At 59.1% G+C, this 16,368-nt stretch carries 16 protein-coding genes and 1 other RNA gene; all 17 read left to right on the top strand.

Features of this window, described 5'->3' with window-relative positions; translation table 11 throughout:
* Positions 1 to 2: 2 nt before the first annotated feature.
* The 17 genes from DBY20_04870 (at position 3) to rnpB (ending at position 16,364) form a co-directional block, all read left to right on the top strand.
* Entirely contained in the window at positions 3 to 1,424 is a 1,422-nt protein-coding gene (locus tag DBY20_04870; protein PWL79206.1) for a UDP-N-acetylmuramoyl-tripeptide--D-alanyl-D-alanine ligase, read from the top strand.
* Positions 1,421 to 2,458, top strand: coding sequence for a phospho-N-acetylmuramoyl-pentapeptide-transferase (locus DBY20_04865; protein ID PWL79205.1), 1,038 nt, complete (start codon positions 1,421 to 1,423; stop codon positions 2,456 to 2,458). Before DBY20_04870 ends, DBY20_04865 begins: the two co-directional genes overlap by 4 nt.
* 16 nt (positions 2,459 to 2,474) lie before the next feature.
* Positions 2,475 to 3,833, top strand: coding sequence for a UDP-N-acetylmuramoyl-L-alanine--D-glutamate ligase (murD, locus tag DBY20_04860; GenBank protein PWL79204.1), 1,359 nt, complete (start codon positions 2,475 to 2,477; stop codon positions 3,831 to 3,833).
* Positions 3,834 to 3,840: 7 nt separating this feature from the next.
* Positions 3,841 to 5,295, top strand: coding sequence for a putative lipid II flippase FtsW (gene ftsW, locus DBY20_04855; protein ID PWL79203.1), 1,455 nt, complete (start codon positions 3,841 to 3,843; stop codon positions 5,293 to 5,295).
* An 80-nt stretch (positions 5,296 to 5,375) separates the two neighbouring features.
* Positions 5,376 to 6,488: an undecaprenyldiphospho-muramoylpentapeptide beta-N-acetylglucosaminyltransferase gene (murG, locus tag DBY20_04850; protein PWL79202.1), complete on the top strand. Its 1,113-nt coding sequence runs from the start codon at positions 5,376 to 5,378 to the stop codon at positions 6,486 to 6,488.
* Complete coding sequence (locus DBY20_04845; GenBank protein PWL79201.1) at positions 6,478 to 7,866, top strand: UDP-N-acetylmuramate--L-alanine ligase; 1,389 nt, start codon at positions 6,478 to 6,480, stop codon at positions 7,864 to 7,866. Before murG ends, DBY20_04845 begins: the two co-directional genes overlap by 11 nt.
* Positions 7,867 to 7,906: 40 nt before the next feature.
* Positions 7,907 to 8,908, top strand: a complete 1,002-nt coding sequence (locus DBY20_04840; GenBank protein PWL79200.1) for a hypothetical protein — start codon at positions 7,907 to 7,909, stop codon at positions 8,906 to 8,908.
* 116 nt (positions 8,909 to 9,024) lie between these two features.
* The gene (locus DBY20_04835) at positions 9,025 to 9,825 is read left to right on the top strand and encodes an NAD(P)-dependent oxidoreductase (GenBank protein ID PWL79199.1); all 801 of its coding nucleotides are present in this window, start codon (positions 9,025 to 9,027) and stop codon (positions 9,823 to 9,825) included.
* 390 nt (positions 9,826 to 10,215) lie between these two features.
* Positions 10,216 to 11,304, top strand: a complete 1,089-nt coding sequence (locus DBY20_04830; GenBank protein PWL79198.1) for a cell division protein FtsZ — start codon at positions 10,216 to 10,218, stop codon at positions 11,302 to 11,304.
* A complete protein-coding gene (locus DBY20_04825; GenBank protein ID PWL79197.1) occupies positions 11,304 to 12,170 on the top strand; it encodes a laccase domain-containing protein in 867 nt (288 codons plus the stop codon). Before DBY20_04830 ends, DBY20_04825 begins: the two co-directional genes overlap by 1 nt.
* Entirely contained in the window at positions 12,167 to 12,862 is a 696-nt protein-coding gene (locus DBY20_04820) for a YggS family pyridoxal phosphate-dependent enzyme (protein PWL79196.1), read from the top strand. Before DBY20_04825 ends, DBY20_04820 begins: the two co-directional genes overlap by 4 nt.
* A 30-nt stretch (positions 12,863 to 12,892) precedes the next feature.
* Positions 12,893 to 13,696, top strand: a complete 804-nt coding sequence (locus DBY20_04815; protein ID PWL79195.1) for a hypothetical protein — start codon at positions 12,893 to 12,895, stop codon at positions 13,694 to 13,696.
* 6 nt (positions 13,697 to 13,702) lie between these two features.
* The gene (gene proC, locus DBY20_04810; protein PWL79194.1) at positions 13,703 to 14,530 is read left to right on the top strand and encodes a pyrroline-5-carboxylate reductase; all 828 of its coding nucleotides are present in this window, start codon (positions 13,703 to 13,705) and stop codon (positions 14,528 to 14,530) included.
* Positions 14,527 to 14,805: a YggT family protein gene (locus DBY20_04805; GenBank protein PWL79193.1), complete on the top strand. Its 279-nt coding sequence runs from the start codon at positions 14,527 to 14,529 to the stop codon at positions 14,803 to 14,805. Before proC ends, DBY20_04805 begins: the two co-directional genes overlap by 4 nt.
* A 16-nt stretch (positions 14,806 to 14,821) precedes the next feature.
* Positions 14,822 to 15,640: a hypothetical protein gene (locus DBY20_04800; protein PWL79192.1), complete on the top strand. Its 819-nt coding sequence runs from the start codon at positions 14,822 to 14,824 to the stop codon at positions 15,638 to 15,640.
* 11 nt (positions 15,641 to 15,651) lie between these two features.
* On the top strand, positions 15,652 to 15,906 hold the full coding sequence (locus DBY20_04795; GenBank protein ID PWL79191.1) for a hypothetical protein: 255 nt from the start codon (positions 15,652 to 15,654) through the stop codon (positions 15,904 to 15,906).
* Positions 15,907 to 15,998: 92 nt separating this feature from the next.
* Positions 15,999 to 16,364, top strand: an RNA gene (gene rnpB, locus DBY20_04790) — RNase P RNA component class A.
* Positions 16,365 to 16,368: the final 4 nt, after the last annotated feature.

Raw genomic sequence — 16,368 nt, 5'->3', positions numbered from 1 at the left:
CAATGGATATTTCTGTTTCCGACATTGCCAAGGTCACGGGCGGTGAGTATATCGGTGACGAGACCGCGTTGCGTCGCATCGTCTCGGGGCTGACCTGGGATTCGCGCACCATCATGCCCGATAACATCTTCCTCGCCATGCCCGGCATGCGTGTCGATGGCAACGATTACGTGCGTGCGGCAATCCAGCGCGGAGCGGGTGCCGTCGTCTGCACGCGCATGCCCACCGAGAACGTCATCGCCGTTGCCGGTGAGTTTGCCTGTCCCATGATCGTCGTCGATGATGGCGTCGAGGCACTCGAGAAAATCGCGGGGTCCTGGCGCGACAGACTGCATGCCATCGTCATTGGCGTGACGGGCTCCACGGGCAAGACCTCGACGAAGGATCTCCTGAGCTCCGTGTTCTCCCAGCGTTTCAAGACTACCGCAACGCAAGGCAACCAGAATAACGAGATTGGCGTGCCGGCGACGATACTTGCGGCCGATGAGGATACCGAAGTGCTCATCGTTGAGCTCGGTATGCGCGGCATGCATCAGATCGAGCACCTCTGCACCTTCGTCAAGCCGAGCATCGCCGTTGTGACGAACGTCGGCGTGAGCCATATGGAGTTGCTCGGTAGCCGCGAGAACATCGCACATGCCAAATCGGAGTTGCTTTCGGCTCTACCGGATACGGGATATGCGGTCCTCAATGCCGATGATGAGTATACGCCCCTGCTCGAGAACTTCGCGCATCTCGCGGAACGCGGCGTGACCGTGCATAGCTACGGATTTTCCCCCGAGGCCGAGACGCATGCGCAGAATGTCAGCTACGATGCCGAAGCTTGCGCGAGCTTCGAGATCGTCACGGGCGATGCCGCGCCGGTGCCCGTCACGCTTGGCATGCCGGGCAGGCACAACGTTCTCAACGCGCTTGCAGCCTATGCGGCTGGCATCAACATGGGCATAGCTCCCGATGACATCGCACGAGGCCTTGCCGAGGCAAAGGCAAGCGGGATGCGCATGGAAATCGAGCATACGCCTGACGGCGTGACCATCCTCAACGATGCGTACAACGCCAATCCGGATTCGATGCGCGCCTCGATCAGCACGCTCATGACCCTCGAGGGGGATGGAAGGCGCATCGCGGTCCTGGGCGATATGGGCGAGCTTGGCTCGGATGAGTATCAACTGCACGTTGACGTGGGAACCTTTGCAGCGCAGGCAGACCTTGATATGCTCGTGTGCATTGGAACGCTCAGTGTCGGCATCAAGGCAGGCGCGCTCGCGGCAGACATGGACGCCGCACGCGTCAAGAGCTTCACGGGCGTTGACGAGGCGATCGCGTTTCTCGAAAAGAACGTCCAGGAGGGCGACCTTGTTCTGGTTAAGGCATCGCGTTTCATGGAGTTGGAGCGCATAGTCAAGGGGATAATGCAACGATGATCAGCGTTTTTAGCCAATATCCGACGTATCAGGTCTTCCTTGCCTTCATTTTCTCGATGGCATTGACCATGATCGTCATGCCCTTCTTCATCAAGCTTCTCAAGGTGCGCCAGATTGGCCAGCAGGTACGCGCAGACGGCCCGCAAGGTCATCTCGTCAAGCAAGGTACGCCCACCATGGGCGGTATCGTCATCCTGCTCATGATGACCGCCTCGATCTTCCTCGTGGGCACGCCCGATCCGCCGCTGCTGCTCATCCTGGCGGCAACGCTGCTTACGGGTTTGCTGGGATTCGTTGACGATATCTCCAAGGTCGCCAAGGAGCGCTCGCTCGGACTGCTCCCCTACCAAAAGATGGTTGCGCTCACACTCATATCCGTGAGCTTTTGCCTTATCGCAGTCAACTACCTGGGCATCGAGCCGTACGTGACCATCCCCTTCACGCAGTTCAACCTTGACCTGGGTGTTCTCACGACCGTTCTTCCCTTCGGGGATGGCTTCGAGATTCCCTGGCTTTACGTCATTTTCGTCTTCCTGCTCATGGCCGGTATGGCCAATGCCGTGAACCTCACCGATGGTCTTGACGGCCTTGCCGGTGGCGCGATCATGATTGTCATGCTCATCATGGCGGCCATCGCGTTTCGCACGGGCAAGCTTGACGTCGCGGTGTTCGCGACGGCCGCTGCAGGTGCCTGCGTCGGCTTCCTCTGGTTCAACTGCTATCCCGCGAGCATATTCATGGGAGATACGGGCTCGCTTGCGCTCGGCACGGCGTTTGCCGCCATTGCTGTCATCACCAAGACCGAGCTCTTCAGCATCATCATCGGCGGCCTCTTCGTCGTCGAGGCGCTCTCGGTCATGATCCAGGTGCTGTACTTCAAGCGCACGCGCAAACGCGTCTTCCTCATGGCACCGCTACATCATCACTTCGAGAAAAAGGGCTGGTCCGAGACCAAGGTAGTCATCAGGTTCTGGATCATCACCGGCCTCTGTGCGGGAGTGGGCTTCGCCGTCTACTTCATCGGGTCAATGTAGGGGAGGTGCTGTAACCATGGCTTCCATGCTCGTACTTGGTCTCGGGAAAAGTGGCGTTGCCTCCGCGCGGCATGCGCTGAGCGCCGGCGAGGAACTCACCATTTACGCGGGCACCGCAAATGATGCGACAAAGGCTGCCGCGCGCGAGTTCGAGGAGGCGGGCGTTCCCGTCATCTTCGATGTCGAGGATATCGAGGGCAGCTTCGATACCTGCGTCGTGTCCCCTGGTATTCCGCAAAGCGGGAACTTCTATGCGAGCGCCAAGCGCGCAAGCAAGGAGATTATCAGCGAGCCGGAATATGCCTGGCGTCTCTCGCCCCGGTCCTGGATTGCCGTGACGGGAACGAATGGGAAGACCACGACGACTTCGTTCGTGACGCACCTGCTGAATTGCTATGGCAAATCCGCCTACGCCTGCGGCAATATCGGGATGACCTGCATTGGCGCTGTCGAGCATCGTGGCGAGGACGAGGTTCTCGTTGCCGAGATGTCCTCGTACCAATTGGCGTCGACTGTCGATTTTGCCCCGCAGGTTGCCATTCTGCTCAACATCACGCCCGATCACATCTCCTGGCACGGTAGCTTCGATGCCTACGCGCAGGCAAAGTTCAAGGTTTTCGAGAACATGGAGGCAGGTTCGACGGTTATTGTCGGCGCAAGCGTACTCGATGCCTATCCCGAACTGCACGCGCTGTTAGAGGGACGGGGCGTCAGGCTCGTAACTGTGGGCGTGCGGGTCGATTCGACGTGTGCGTTCGAGGATGCCGAGGGCATGCTCGTCTACCAGGATGAGTCCGGCCAGAGCCATGAGCTCGTCTCGACTCGGGAGCTTGGCATTCAGGGTGCTCACAATGTCGAGAATGCCCTCTGCGCTGCAAGCGCCGCTCTCGCCTGTGGTTGCGAGTTCGCATGTGTCCGGGAGGGTCTCAAGAGCTTCAAGCCGCTCGAGCATCGTCTCGAGCCCTGTGGCAGTGTCGATGGCATCGATTTCTTCAACGATTCGAAGGCAACCAACGTCGATGCTACTCTCAAGGCGCTCACGGCTTTCCCCGATCGCAAGATCGTGCTGCTGCTTGGCGGCAGGGACAAAATGACCGCGCTTGACGAGCTTGTCGAGGCTTGTGCGGACGTTTGCCGTGCTGTCGTCGTATATGGCGAGGCGGGCGAGCGCTTCCACGAGGCCTTTGCGGACAGCCCCGTCGATTCGTATCTCGAGACGGGCATGAAACAGGCGCTCGATTGTGCCTGCGAGGTCGCGCAGCCCGGTGACGCGATCGTGCTCTCGCCTGCATGTGCCTCCTTCGACGAGTTCGACTCGTTCGAGCATCGCGGACAGGTGTTCAAGGAGTGCGTTTCCCTGAGGACGCGGGCATAGGTGCATCATGGCGCGCAAGCAGGTGACATCCAAGACGAAGGCCAGGGCAGGCTCCTCTCGCTTGCTCTCGGAGCCATCTGCCATCATGGCACCGCGCCTGCTTTTCATTCTGAGCGTTGTCGCACTGTGCATACTGGGCATCATCATGGTCTACTCCGCCTCGTCGATAGCGGCCTATAACGAGTTCGGTGACGCCGCGTACTACGTCAAGCGCCAAGCGGTCTTCCTTGTCCTCGGTCTCGTCTTGTGCATCATCTGCTGCCGTGTGCCCTATTCCTTCTGGGGACAGCCGGTTGTCTTCATCGCCTTCTGGCTCGCCACCGTTGCCATGCTCTCGCTGACCGCGTTTGGCATGGGTGTAAGCGCCCTGGGTGCCGAGCGTTCCATCGTCATCGCCGGTTTCAATTTGCAGCCGGCTGAATTCGCCAAGATCACCGTGCTCATGGCCGTGGCTTCCATCGTGCAGATGCGCATGAATGGGGTAGTGAGCGGGCGGCGTTTCATCGTCATCGTGCTCGTGGCCACCATCGTTCCCTTGATCCTGATTTACCGCCAGCCCGATTTGGGCACGGCGATTATCCTTGCCGTCGGACTCATCGCATTGGCCTTGCTCGCGGGAATCTCCTGGAAACTCATCGCGCTGATCTTTGGCGTCGTCATCGCGTATATCGTCGTGGCCTGCATCACGCAGCCCTATCACCTCGATCGTATCGTTTCCATGCTTGACCCCTGGGTCGATCCGCAGGGTGATGGCTATCAGGCGATTCAATCTCTGTACGCTTTTGGAAGCGGCGGCGTCTTCGGTACGGGCCTTGGGCTTTCCCGTCAGAAGTACCTCTATCTGCCTTATGCGCACACCGATTTCATCTATGCGATCGTTGGCGAGGAACTGGGCCTCATCGGTGCCGTTTTCGTGGTGGTGCTTTTCGGACTCTTCATCTTTGCCGGCATGCGCATCTGCCGCAATGCACCGGACATGTTCGGATGCATGCTGGCCGGCTCGTTTACGGTCATGATCGGGTTTCAGGCCTGCGTGAACATGGCCTGCGTCACGGGCATTGCCCCCGTAACCGGCAAGGCGCTTCCGTTTATCAGCTACGGTGGCTCGTCCCTTATCGCGACGATGATCATGATCGGCATCATTCTGTCCGTCTCGCTGCGCTCGAAGGTCGGCATGAGCCACGAGCGCAAACGCGACAACCTCAGGGTCATCGATGGTAGGGACAGGATGCGGAGCGAGGCGCCATCGCCACATGTCGAGCGCGATAACGTCATCCGTCTGCATGATCCTGCCCGCAAGAGAGATGTCGCGGCATCGGGTTCGCGTGCTACTTCAACGCGAAGAGAGGGGCTTCGCTCGGCTCAAGCGGCGAGGAGCACGGGTACGCACGGTGCGGTATCGTCGCAGCGAAGCGGATATGCCGGTTTGGCGAGAAGACGCAGCTCTGGGTATAGGCGCTAGCCGTCTGTCGTGATGCCCTGCTCTGCCAAGGGCCTTGGGTATGGGGTACACTTCTCGCTACGTTTGAAAGGGAGTCTGCCGTGTATTTCGTCATTTCTGCCGGTGGAACCGCCGGCCATATCAATCCGGCGCTTGCCGTTGCCGATGAGCTGCGCCACCGTGGGCATGAGATTCTCTTCGTGGGAACGCCCGACCATATCGAGTCGAGGCTTGCGACGCAGGCCGGCTTCGAGTTTGCGGGCTTCGCGGTAAGTGGCTTTGACAAGGCGCATCCCCTCACCATGCTGACGTCGGGCGTCAAACTCCTCAAGGCAACGCGTTGCGCCAAGAGGCTCTTCGCGCGCAAACGCCCCGACGCCGTCGTCACCTTCGGGGCCTACGTATCCATTCCGGTGGGCAGGGCCGCCTTCGAGATGGATATCCCTCTCGTCATTCACGAGCAGAACTCCGTGACTGGCATGGCAAACGTCTATCTTGCCAAGCACGCCACGGCAATCGCGCTCACCTACGCGGAAAGCGCCAAGGGCATCGAGGGCGCCCATTGCGAGCCAGTCGTTCTTGGCAATCCCGTGCGCGCTTCCTTCGAGAGCTGCACGCGCGAGCAGGCTCGGGCCGCACTCGGCATTTCCGATGATGCGACCGTCTTGCTCGTCATGGGCGGCAGCCTTGGTGCGCAGCATATCAACAAGGCGATTTGCGAGATGAAGGAACGTCTACTTGCCATCGACGGGTTGCATGTCATTCAATCCACGGGCGAGGGCGACTACGAGAACGTGCTCACTCAGCTCAATCTATCCGATGACGAGCGCGAGCGTTGGCGCGTCTCGCCCTATATCGATTCGATGAACGAGGTTCTTGCCGCAAGCGATTTGGTCATCAGCAGGGCCGGTGCGACCTCCCTTGCCGAGATCATGACAGTTGGCGTTCCGGCGGTGCTCGTTCCCTATCCGCACGCCCGTGCAGATCACCAGACGCTCAACGCGCAATCATGTGTGGAGCTTGGTGCCGCACGGCTCGTTCCCGATTCCGAGGTGGAGACGGTAGGCTTTGCTGATTTGGTGATAGGTCTTCTCGACGATACCGCATGTCGTGATACCATGAGGCAAGCTTGTAAGAAACTCTCCGGCTCGGACGCGCGCATGCGTCTTGCCGATATGGTCGAACAATGCGCACGAGGGAACAATGGTGAATAAACCCAAGAAGATACACTTCATCGGCATCGGTGGTGTTGGCATGTCGGGCATAGCGCTCGTCGCCAAGTCTCGTGGCGTGGAGGTGAGCGGCTCGGACATGAAGGAGTCGCGTGCCACCAAGCGTCTGGTGGATGCGGGTGTCGAGGTCATGATCGGGCACGATGCTGCAAATCTCGCGGATGATCTTGACGCGGTCGTTATCTCGAGTGCCATTCCCGAGAGAAACCCCGAGCTCGCTGCGGCACGCAAGCGAGGTATCCCCGTATGGCATCGCTCTCAGGCGCTTGCCTCGCTCGGGGAGGGCAAGAAGACGCTTGCCTGCGCTGGCACGCACGGCAAGACGACCACCTCCTCGATGCTTGCGACGACCATCGATCGCATGGGGCTCGATCCGAGCTTCGTTATCGGTGGCACGGTCGATGGCTACGACACCAATGCCAAGAGCGGCACGGGCGAGTATTACATCGTCGAGGCCGACGAGTCTGATGGCTCCTTCGTGCATCTTTCTCCGCACGTCGCGCTCGTAACAAACATCGAGCCCGACCATCTCGACCATTACGGCAGCCTCGAGGCTATATACGACGCTTTCGCCGATTTTCTCTCGTTGCTGCCTGACGATGGCGCTGCCGTCGTCTGCGCGGACAATCCACGACTTGCACAAGTTGCGCGTGGAGTTGGCAAGCGAACCATCGTTTATGGCGAGAAGGGGAGTGCCGATTGCGACGTCTGCTTCGAGGTTACGGGCAGACGGGGTCTTGGCTATGCCTTCACCGTGAGCTTCCCCGATGGCACGAGTGTCGAGACGGAGATTACGAAGAATCCCGGACGTCACAACGTCCTCAACGCCACGGGCGTGCTTGGCGTCGTGTGGGCTTGCGGTCTCGATGTCGCGCAGGCGGCTCGCGCACTCGCGACCTTCTCTGGCGTGCGTAGGCGCTTCGACCTCGTCGGCGAGGAAGGTGGCGTCGTCGTCGTCGATGACTACGCCCATCATCCCACCGAGATTCGGGCAACCATCGAGGCTGCCTCCAAGCTCGACTTCAATCATGTGCACGTCTTGTTCCAGCCGCATCGCTACTCGCGCACCGAGTCACTCGCGCGTGAGTTCGGCCCGGCTTTCGACGAGGCGGACTCCATTATCGTCATGGATGTGTATCCAGCTGGCGAGACACCCATCCCGGGGATCACCGGCAAGACGGTCATCGATTCCATCTTGCGACATAACCCCCGTCAGCAGGTTGCCTGGTTGCCCCATCGCCCCGAGATTATTCCCTTCCTGCTACAAAGGCTCTCGGCGGGCGACCTCATCATCACGATGGGCGCGGGGGATGTCACGGCGATGGCACCGCTGCTCACGCATGCATTGGCCGGGGAGTAGAATTGCTCATACGTCGCGCGTGATCGCGTGAAGGAGTGCTATGGCATCAGCCTCTCGCTCGAGGTCAGATTCCTCGAGCTCCCGCTCGAGGCGGGGCAGAAAGCAGAATACGGGAGCTAACTCGCGGGCACGACGCTCGTCGGTCAAGGCTCACCAGAACAAGAAATCCGCACGCCTGCAGCGCACCAACAAGGCGCGCCAATCATCCGAGAACGCCCAGAAGCAGGCTAACGAGTCCAAGAGGAAGGCCCTCGACAAGGGCAGGCGTGCCGGCGATATCCGTGCCGAGCAGCGCGCCAAGCGTCAACGCTGGCAGTACCTACGCTATATCGCCCGCATCGCCATTGTTATCGCGGTCATCCTCCTCATCATCTTCGGAAGCATCTTCATCTATCGCTCCGACCTCTTCCATGTCAACAACGTGCAGGTCAACGGTTCGGCTCATCTTACGAGCCAGGAGATTACGAGCATTGCCGCCGTGTCCGATGACTCGACGCTGTTGCGTCTCGATTCCAAGGGCATCAAGGAGCGTCTCGAGGACAATGCCTGGGTGCAGAATGCGGCCATTCACCGCGTCTTTCCCGATACCATCGTGATCGACATCACCGAGCGCGAGCCGGGTGCCGTCGTCAAGATCAACGATCGCTCGAATTGGGTCATCTCGACGGATGGCGCATGGCTCTCCGCTGCCACGACCGACGACTGGGAAAACGCGATGAAGATCATCGACGTGTCACCGTCCATGCCGGCACCCATTTCGGGTGCCATGTGCGCGGATGGTGGTATCAACAACGCGCTCGATATCCTCAATTCCATCAGCGGTGACCTGCGCTCGCGCATCGTGAGCATCTCGGCCGAGTCCTCCATCAAGACCTCGCTCAATCTGGTTGATGGCGTGACGGTTGCCTTTGGCGATTCGAGCGACATCGAGGTCAAGGAAGCGGTCATCAACTCGCTGCTCAACGAATACGAGGGGAGGATCTCCTACATCAACGTCCGCGTTCCGACGCGTCCCACCTATCGCATGCTCGAAGGGGAGTAGGAGCAATCCGCAACCTGGCTTTCCGTCAATCGTCTAGAATTATCAGGACCCGGGTGTTCGCATATTGTCATGCGAACATGCAGGTTTTCCGTGCAAACGTATGAAGGGAAAGCGAAATGGATCGTTTGAAGGACAAGGTCGCCATCGTCACGGGGTCGACGAGCGGCATCGGAACGGGAATTGCCAAGATGTACGGCGCCGAGGGCGCGAAGGTCGTCGTGTGCGGTCGTCGCGAGGAACGCGGTCAGGCCGTGGTCGATGCCATTGCCGAGGCAGGTGGCGAGGCGACGTTCCACTTCCTCGATATCACCAAGCCCGAGACCGTGGATGCGCTCTTTGCCGATACCGAGGCTGCCTATGGCAAGATCGACATTCTCGTGAACAACGCTGCGGGCATGGCTCTCAAAGACGGTCGCGTTGACGAGATCTCGCTCGAGGAATGGGATGCCGTGTTTGCGAGCGACATTCGCAGCACCTTCTACTGCACCAAGGTCGCGCTGCCCTACCTGCAGAAGAACGGAGGCGGCTCCATCATCAACATCGGCTCGATGGCGTCGTGCTCAGGTGATTTGGGCACGACAGCGTATGCCTGTGCGAAGGCCGGCGTCGAGATGCTCACCCAATACACCGCACTGCAATACGGCAAGCAGGACATCCGCTGCAACTGCGTGCGCCCCGGTCTCATCGTGACGCCGGAAAACGAGTCGAAGGTCCCCGATGCGCTCAAACAGATCTTCCTGGATAACATCGAGGTGACGCGCTACGGAAGCCCCGAGGACATCGCCGCAATGTGCGTCTACCTCGGCTCTGACGAAAGTGCCTACTTCACCGGTCAGGTCGTCACCGTCGATGGCGGCCTCAACGCGCATGTGCCCACGGTGGCGCAGTTCCGCGCCATGGCATCGCGCACCTGGTAGAAAGCATCTGGCGGCCCGCATGACAATGACATGTGGGCCGCGGGGCATCTTGCGTTTGAATAGCCGAGCGAATGCAACGGTTTGGAGTGATTTCAAGAAACTGGGAATGAGATGATCAACGTTCGTTTCAAAACCGTCGGCGGGAGAATGGTAGTCACATAGGTATGAAAGGGCTTTGTTGATGTAAATTGCTCAAAACGCTAAATTTGACCAGAAATCATAAAGGAAAACACGCAAAATTCACCTAAAAAATGATGGATATCGTGGCGATACTTTGCGCGAAGTGTATACTTGTCTGGACTGATTTTTCTAACATTTGACAGACTAAACGGAGCACAAAAAGGAATCCCGACGGATGACGAGGATTCCTTAAACGTAGGAAGGACTGACATGCCCGAGTACACAGGATCTGACCATCTCGCTGTAATCAAGGTGGTCGGCGTTGGCGGCGGCGGCACGAATGCCGTCAACCGCATGGTTGAGGCCGGCGTCAAGGGTGTCGAGTTCATCGCCATCAATACTGATAGACAAGCACTGCTCATGTCCGATGCAGACCGTACGGTTCACATCGGCGAAGAGCTTACGCGTGGCCTCGGTGCCGGTGCCAACCCCGAGATTGGCGCGCAGGCGGCTGAGGAGTCCCGTGCCGATATCCGCGACGCGCTTGCTGGTGCAGACATGGTCTTCGTCACTGCGGGCGAGGGTGGCGGAACGGGCACGGGTGCCGCTCCCGTCGTGGCAGAGATTGCCATGGAGGAGATTGGCGCTCTTACGGTTGGCGTTGTCACCAAGCCCTTCGGCTTCGAGGGACGCAAGCGCATGAACCAGGCCGAGGAGGGCGTTGCTCTGCTCGCCCAGAAGGTCGACACGCTCATCGTCGTTCCCAACGACCGCCTTCTCCAGGTCATCGAGAAGCGCACCTCCATGCTCGACGCGTTCCGCATCGCGGACGACATCCTGCGTCAGGGTACCCAGGGCATTACGGACCTCATCACGATTCCTGGTCTCATCAACCTCGACTTCGCAGACGTCCGCGCCATCATGAAAGACGCTGGCTCCGCGATGATGGGCATCGGCATTGCCTCGGGCGAGAATCGCGCGGCCGATGCTGCCAAGGAGGCCATCTCCTCGAAGCTCCTCGAGTCCTCCATTGTGGGCGCGGATCGCATCCTGTATTCCATCACGGGTGGTAGCGACATGAGCCTGCAGGAGATCGACGAGGCCTCGCAGATCATCAACTCCGCGGCCGACGAAGACGCGAACATCATCTTCGGTACCGTCATCGACGAGTCCATGGGTGACCAAATCCGCGTCACCGTCATCGCCACGGGTTTCGACGGCACCGAGCAGCAGGCGAGCATGGACCTCGGTGGCAGACCGAGTGTAAGCCAGACCTTTGCGGCATCCGCTCCCGAGGACAACCTTACGCCTGCCTTCGATGACGACATCCCCGACTTCCTCAAGCGCAGCCGTTACTAATGCCTCGCGGGATAGCCAACTCCCACATGCGCGCAACCAAGAATCTCCGCCTCCCGCTTCCGCAGCTGGCGGAGATTCCTTTTTGTGCTGCCGATGCCGAGCTGTGCGTTCTCAGCGACGAAGCGCTCTTCGCGACATGCGGGGCACGCATCGCATTTACGACGCGTGCCGGGGGAGTGAGCGAGGGCTCCTATGCTGGTCTCAATCTTTCGTACAGCGTTGGTGACGATGCAGGGTGTGTCGATACCAATAGAAGATTGCTCTGCGCTGCACTTGATGCTGATAATTGTATAGAAAGTCTAATTTCACCACTTCAAGTGCATGGAAGTGAATTCATCGAAATTAGACAAATTGTCGAATCACAGCAGAAATCCGCTGGTGAGGCTGATGGGGTCGTATGCATGCAGCCAGAGGTGCCTGTTTTGCTCTGCTTCGCGGACTGCGTCCCCGTGATCCTCGTTGCTCCAGATGGATCGTTTGCTGTCATTCACTCTGGCTGGCGTGGCTCCATTGCCGGCATTGCGGGCAAGGGCCTGCGCAAGCTGCAGCTGGCAGCACAGTGCGTTGCGTCGGATATCAACTGCTACATCGGTCCCCACATCGGGTCATGCTGCTACGAAGTATCCGCTGAACTCGTTGGGCAATTTGTTGCCGAATTTGGCGAGAGTTGTGATGCAGGCAACAATCACCTGGATTTATCAGCTGCGGTCATAGCCTCGCTTGCGCGGGCGGGCGCTGCGGAAGATAGAATTGTGGACGCAGGTGTCTGTACGTCATGTCGTCATGACGCGTACTATTCGTATCGAGCTGATGCTGGCGTCACGGGACGTCATGGCGCATTTGCGATTCGAAAAGAGGAATCATGAGTCTGGAACAACGCTGGGAAAGCACCCGTGAGGATGTCGCACGCATATGCGAGAACTGCGGCAGGAATCCGCAAGACGTGAGAATCATCGCCGTGAGCAAGACGGTCGAGCCTCCCGTCGTCGGAGAGGCAATTGCCTGCGGCGTCACGGATTTCGGGGAGAACCGCGACAAACCGTTTAACGAGAAGTGCGCTCTCTACCCAGACGCGCGTTGGCATTTTATCGGGACGCTCCAATCGAACAAGGCACGCCACATCGTTGGCAAGGCCTTTCTCATCCATTCGCTTGACCGTCTCACGCTTCTCGATGCCATCGAGAAGGCGGCCGCGCACGGGGAGTGCGTCCAGGACGTGCTCGTCGAGGTCTCGGTTTCGGGTGAGGAGAGCAAGGGCGGCATCCGCCCTGACAATCTGCCCGCCTTTCTCGAGCGCATCGCGCAATGCGAGCACGTCGCCTGCAAGGGATTGATGACCATGGCTCCCCAAGGTGACATCGACATTGCCCGGAAAACATTTGCCGGGTTGCAAAACTTAAGCCAGATGATGTCAAAATATTGCGATGAGCGTGATAGTATTTCTATGAGCGAACTATCGATGGGCATGTCTGAAGACTATCCCGTGGCAATTGAGGAAGGCGCCACCATGGTTCGCATTGGTAGAAGGATTTTTGACGATAACTTCAAGGCACTCTAGCGTCACCACGAACCTGGGTGCCTGTTTCATATGAGCGAGGCACTGACTATGAGTCTTTTGGGCGGTATGAAGGACCGGCTCGGATTTGGCGGAAAACCTGAGTGGGCTGATGATGACGCCGAGTACTACGAGGACGATGTCGTCTATGACGACGATTACGATGATTACGGAGATACGGGTGTAGAGGAGAGGCGCGGTAGCACGCGTCGCAGCGAGGTCATTTCCTTCGACTCCTACAATCCCAGCAATTTCGAGCACGTGACCCTGTCGTCTGATCGCAAGCCGCGCGTCGCTTCCTACGATAGTCTCGATTCGACGGCACGATCTTCGCGTGGGTACTCCTCACGTTCGTCGTCGAGCTCATATGGTAGGGGCATCGGCAGTTCCTCCTCGCGTCGCGATACATCGCGTTCGGTGGGGGAGCCCACCTGGTCGGCTCCTCAGGATCCGTCCTTTCTGGATTCGCCGGCACCCACGCACACGAGCCGTGACCCATATGCGTCGCTCGGCTCCGATTTTCTCAAGATCAAGGGCAATCCTGCTGGCAGGCTCGAGATCGTCTGCCCCAAGGCATACGCCGACATCGAGAAGGTCGCCAATGCCGCGAAGGCCGGCAAGACGGTCATCCTCAATGTCGTCGACACCAAGGCCTCGCTTGCCAAGCGCATCCTCGACTTCTCCTTCGGTGTCGCAAGTGCTCTCAACCTCAACGTCGGCAAGGCGGCCGAGCGCGTCTTTGTGATTTCGAAGAGCTCCGAGCCTCTAAGCGAGGAAGATCGCGAATATCTCGTTTCGCAGGATGTTCTCAAGATAGAAGACGATAACGCACGATAGGGCAAGATGAAAAACACCATAGCAAACGAACTCCAAAATGTACTCATCGTAGGTGGTGGTCGCATGGGTCAGGCCATTGCCCAGGGCATGCTGCGTATTGATGGCATGTCTGCGGACAACTTGACCATTGCCAATCCCGGGCAGGAAAAGCGCGATCACATCGCGGCCGAGCTCGGTGTGCGTACCGTTGCGAGCGCGGCAGCCGGTATGCCTGCCAGCTGCGTCGTTCTTGCTGTCAAGCCCGCCAAGGTTTTCGAGGTTTGTGCGGAGCTCGTCGATGCGGGCATCGATGCCACGACCCTCGTCATATCCATCGCCGCGGGTGTCTCCACAGATAAAATCGCGAACGTGCTCGGTGCCGGTGTCCCCGTCGTGCGCGTCATGCCCAATACGCCGCTTCTATGCGGCTGCGGCATGTCTGCGGTAAGTGCCGGCAGTGCCGCAAGCGATCAGGATTGCGAGCTTGTACGTGCGCTCTTTGCCAGTATGGGCCAGGCAATCATCGTGGACGAGTCCGAGCAGGATGTCGTCTGCGCCGTGAGCGGTTCGGGTCCTGCCTACTTCGAGCTCTTCGCGGAGGTTATCGCACAGACCGCAGCCAGCCTGGGGATGCGCTACGAGGATGCACGAGAACTCGTCCTGCAGACCATGCTCGGCACCGCGCGTCTGGTCATCGAGACGGGGCAGAGCCTGCCCGATGCCATCGATGCCGTCAGCAGTCCTGGTGGCACGACAGTCGCCGCACTTGACGCCATGCGCACGGCAGGTGTCGAGGAGGCGTTGAAGGATGGTGTCGTCGCAGCGGCGCGTCGATCGAAGGAGCTGGGCGCATGATTTCCTCGACGCTTATATTCCTGCGTTCGCTTTTGCTGGGCATTTGCGACTTATACGTCGCGGTCATCCTCATCTACATTCTCATGAGCTGGCTTCCCAACCACCAATCCGGATGGGTTGGCGACATCTATCGAGCGCTTGGTCGCATTTGCGATCCCTTTCTCAATATCTTTAGGCGTATAATTCCGCCTATTGGCGGTATGCTTGACATAAGCCCGATTTTCGCGATTATCGTCGTGCAGCTGGTGGGCCGGCTCATCGCCGCGCTCCTGTAGGAAAGGAAGATTAAACATGGCCATCACGATGCAGGATATCCAGGACGAGGGGTTCGAGCACGCACTGCGCGGCTATGACGTTGGACAGGTCGACGTCTTCCTCGAGCGCGTCGCCAACGAGGTCGATGCGATGAACAAGCAGATCGAGGAGCTCGAGTCCGAGCTCAAGGAGGCAAAGGACGAGCTCTCCAAGACGCGTGAGGAGCTTGCCGAGGCAAGCGCCGCGTCGCTCACGTCGCCTGCCGAGCTCGAGCAGGCTGGTCTTGTCGAGCGCGAGCTGCGCAGCGAGCTCGAGATCGCCCAGGGCCGCCTCGCTGCCATGACCGTCCGTGCCGAGGAGGCCGAGGCCAAGCTTGAGCCCATGCAGGAGCAGCTCGGCGAGAAGAACAAGCTCGACAATGCCATCGCCGAGGCATTTATATCCGCCCAGCGCAGCGCTGCTCAAATCAAGGAGGACGCGCGCATCGAGGGCGACCGCATCTACCATGAGTCCGAGGCGAAGGCTCGCGAGTTCATCCGCGAGTCCCTGGCCAAGAAGGCCGCCATCGACAACGAGATCAAGGCACTCGACGATTACGCGCAGAAGTTCCGCGAGCAGTATCTCGACATGCTCGAGCGTTTTGCCGCTCATGCCAAGGAGGAGTTCAACAACCTCACCACGCAGGGCGTGACCGAGGCTCAAGTCGAGGCAGAGCTTCCCAAACTCAAGACGCGCGGTGCGCATGACCGCACGGATGGTGTGCCCACCATCGACGAGGACGAGCTACCGCGTCTCACGACCCAGCAGATTCCGCAGATCAACATTCCCTCCATCATGCCCGACGGTGACAAGTAGGGACGTGCTTCATGCGCCTGCCCGTGCATGTCACGCCCAAGTCCGGGCGTGCAGAGGTCATCGGATGGCGTGAAGGGGCGGATGGCCAGCGCGAGCTCGAGGTGAAGGTCAAGGCAGCTCCGGAAAAAGGCAAGGCTACGAAGGAGGCGGTGGCACTCATCGCCTCCTTCTTTGATGTTCCCAAGAGTTCCGTCACCTGCGTACGCGGCGAGACAAGTCGCCACAAGATGTTCGAGGTTCCTGATTCAACAAGCGTGGATATCTGATATATGGGAGATGGGGTGCCATTTTTCCGCTTCGAAACCCAGGCGCTCCAAAATGGCATCGCCACTTCTCGTTCGCTATAATCAAGCGCGCAAAAGTGGGCTGGACGATCGCGGCGCCTTGTGCCCCAGTAAGGGGGCTTAGGGTGATGAGGAAAGTCCGGGCTCCGCAGGGTAGGATGCCGGCTAACGGCCGGGCGGGGTGACCCGACGGATAGTGTCACAGAAAAGAAGACTCCCCGTGTGCGCACGGAGAAAAGCTGAAACGGTGTGGTAAGAGCGCACCAGCGCCGTGGTGACGCGGCGGCTTGACAAACCCCATCCGGAGCAAGGGCAAATAGGGATGCCATGAGTTGACCCGACTCGCATCCGGGTTGCCTGCTGGAGGGTGCTGGTAACGGCACTCCTAGATAAATGATCGTCTTAGAAGACAGAACCCGGCTTACAGGCCCGCTTTTGCATTCA

The sequence above is a fragment of the Coriobacteriia bacterium genome (genome assembly GCA_003149935.1).
Classification (GTDB): domain Bacteria; phylum Actinomycetota; class Coriobacteriia; order Coriobacteriales; family QAMH01; genus QAMH01.
This window is presented reverse-complemented; position numbering and strand designations above follow the sequence as displayed.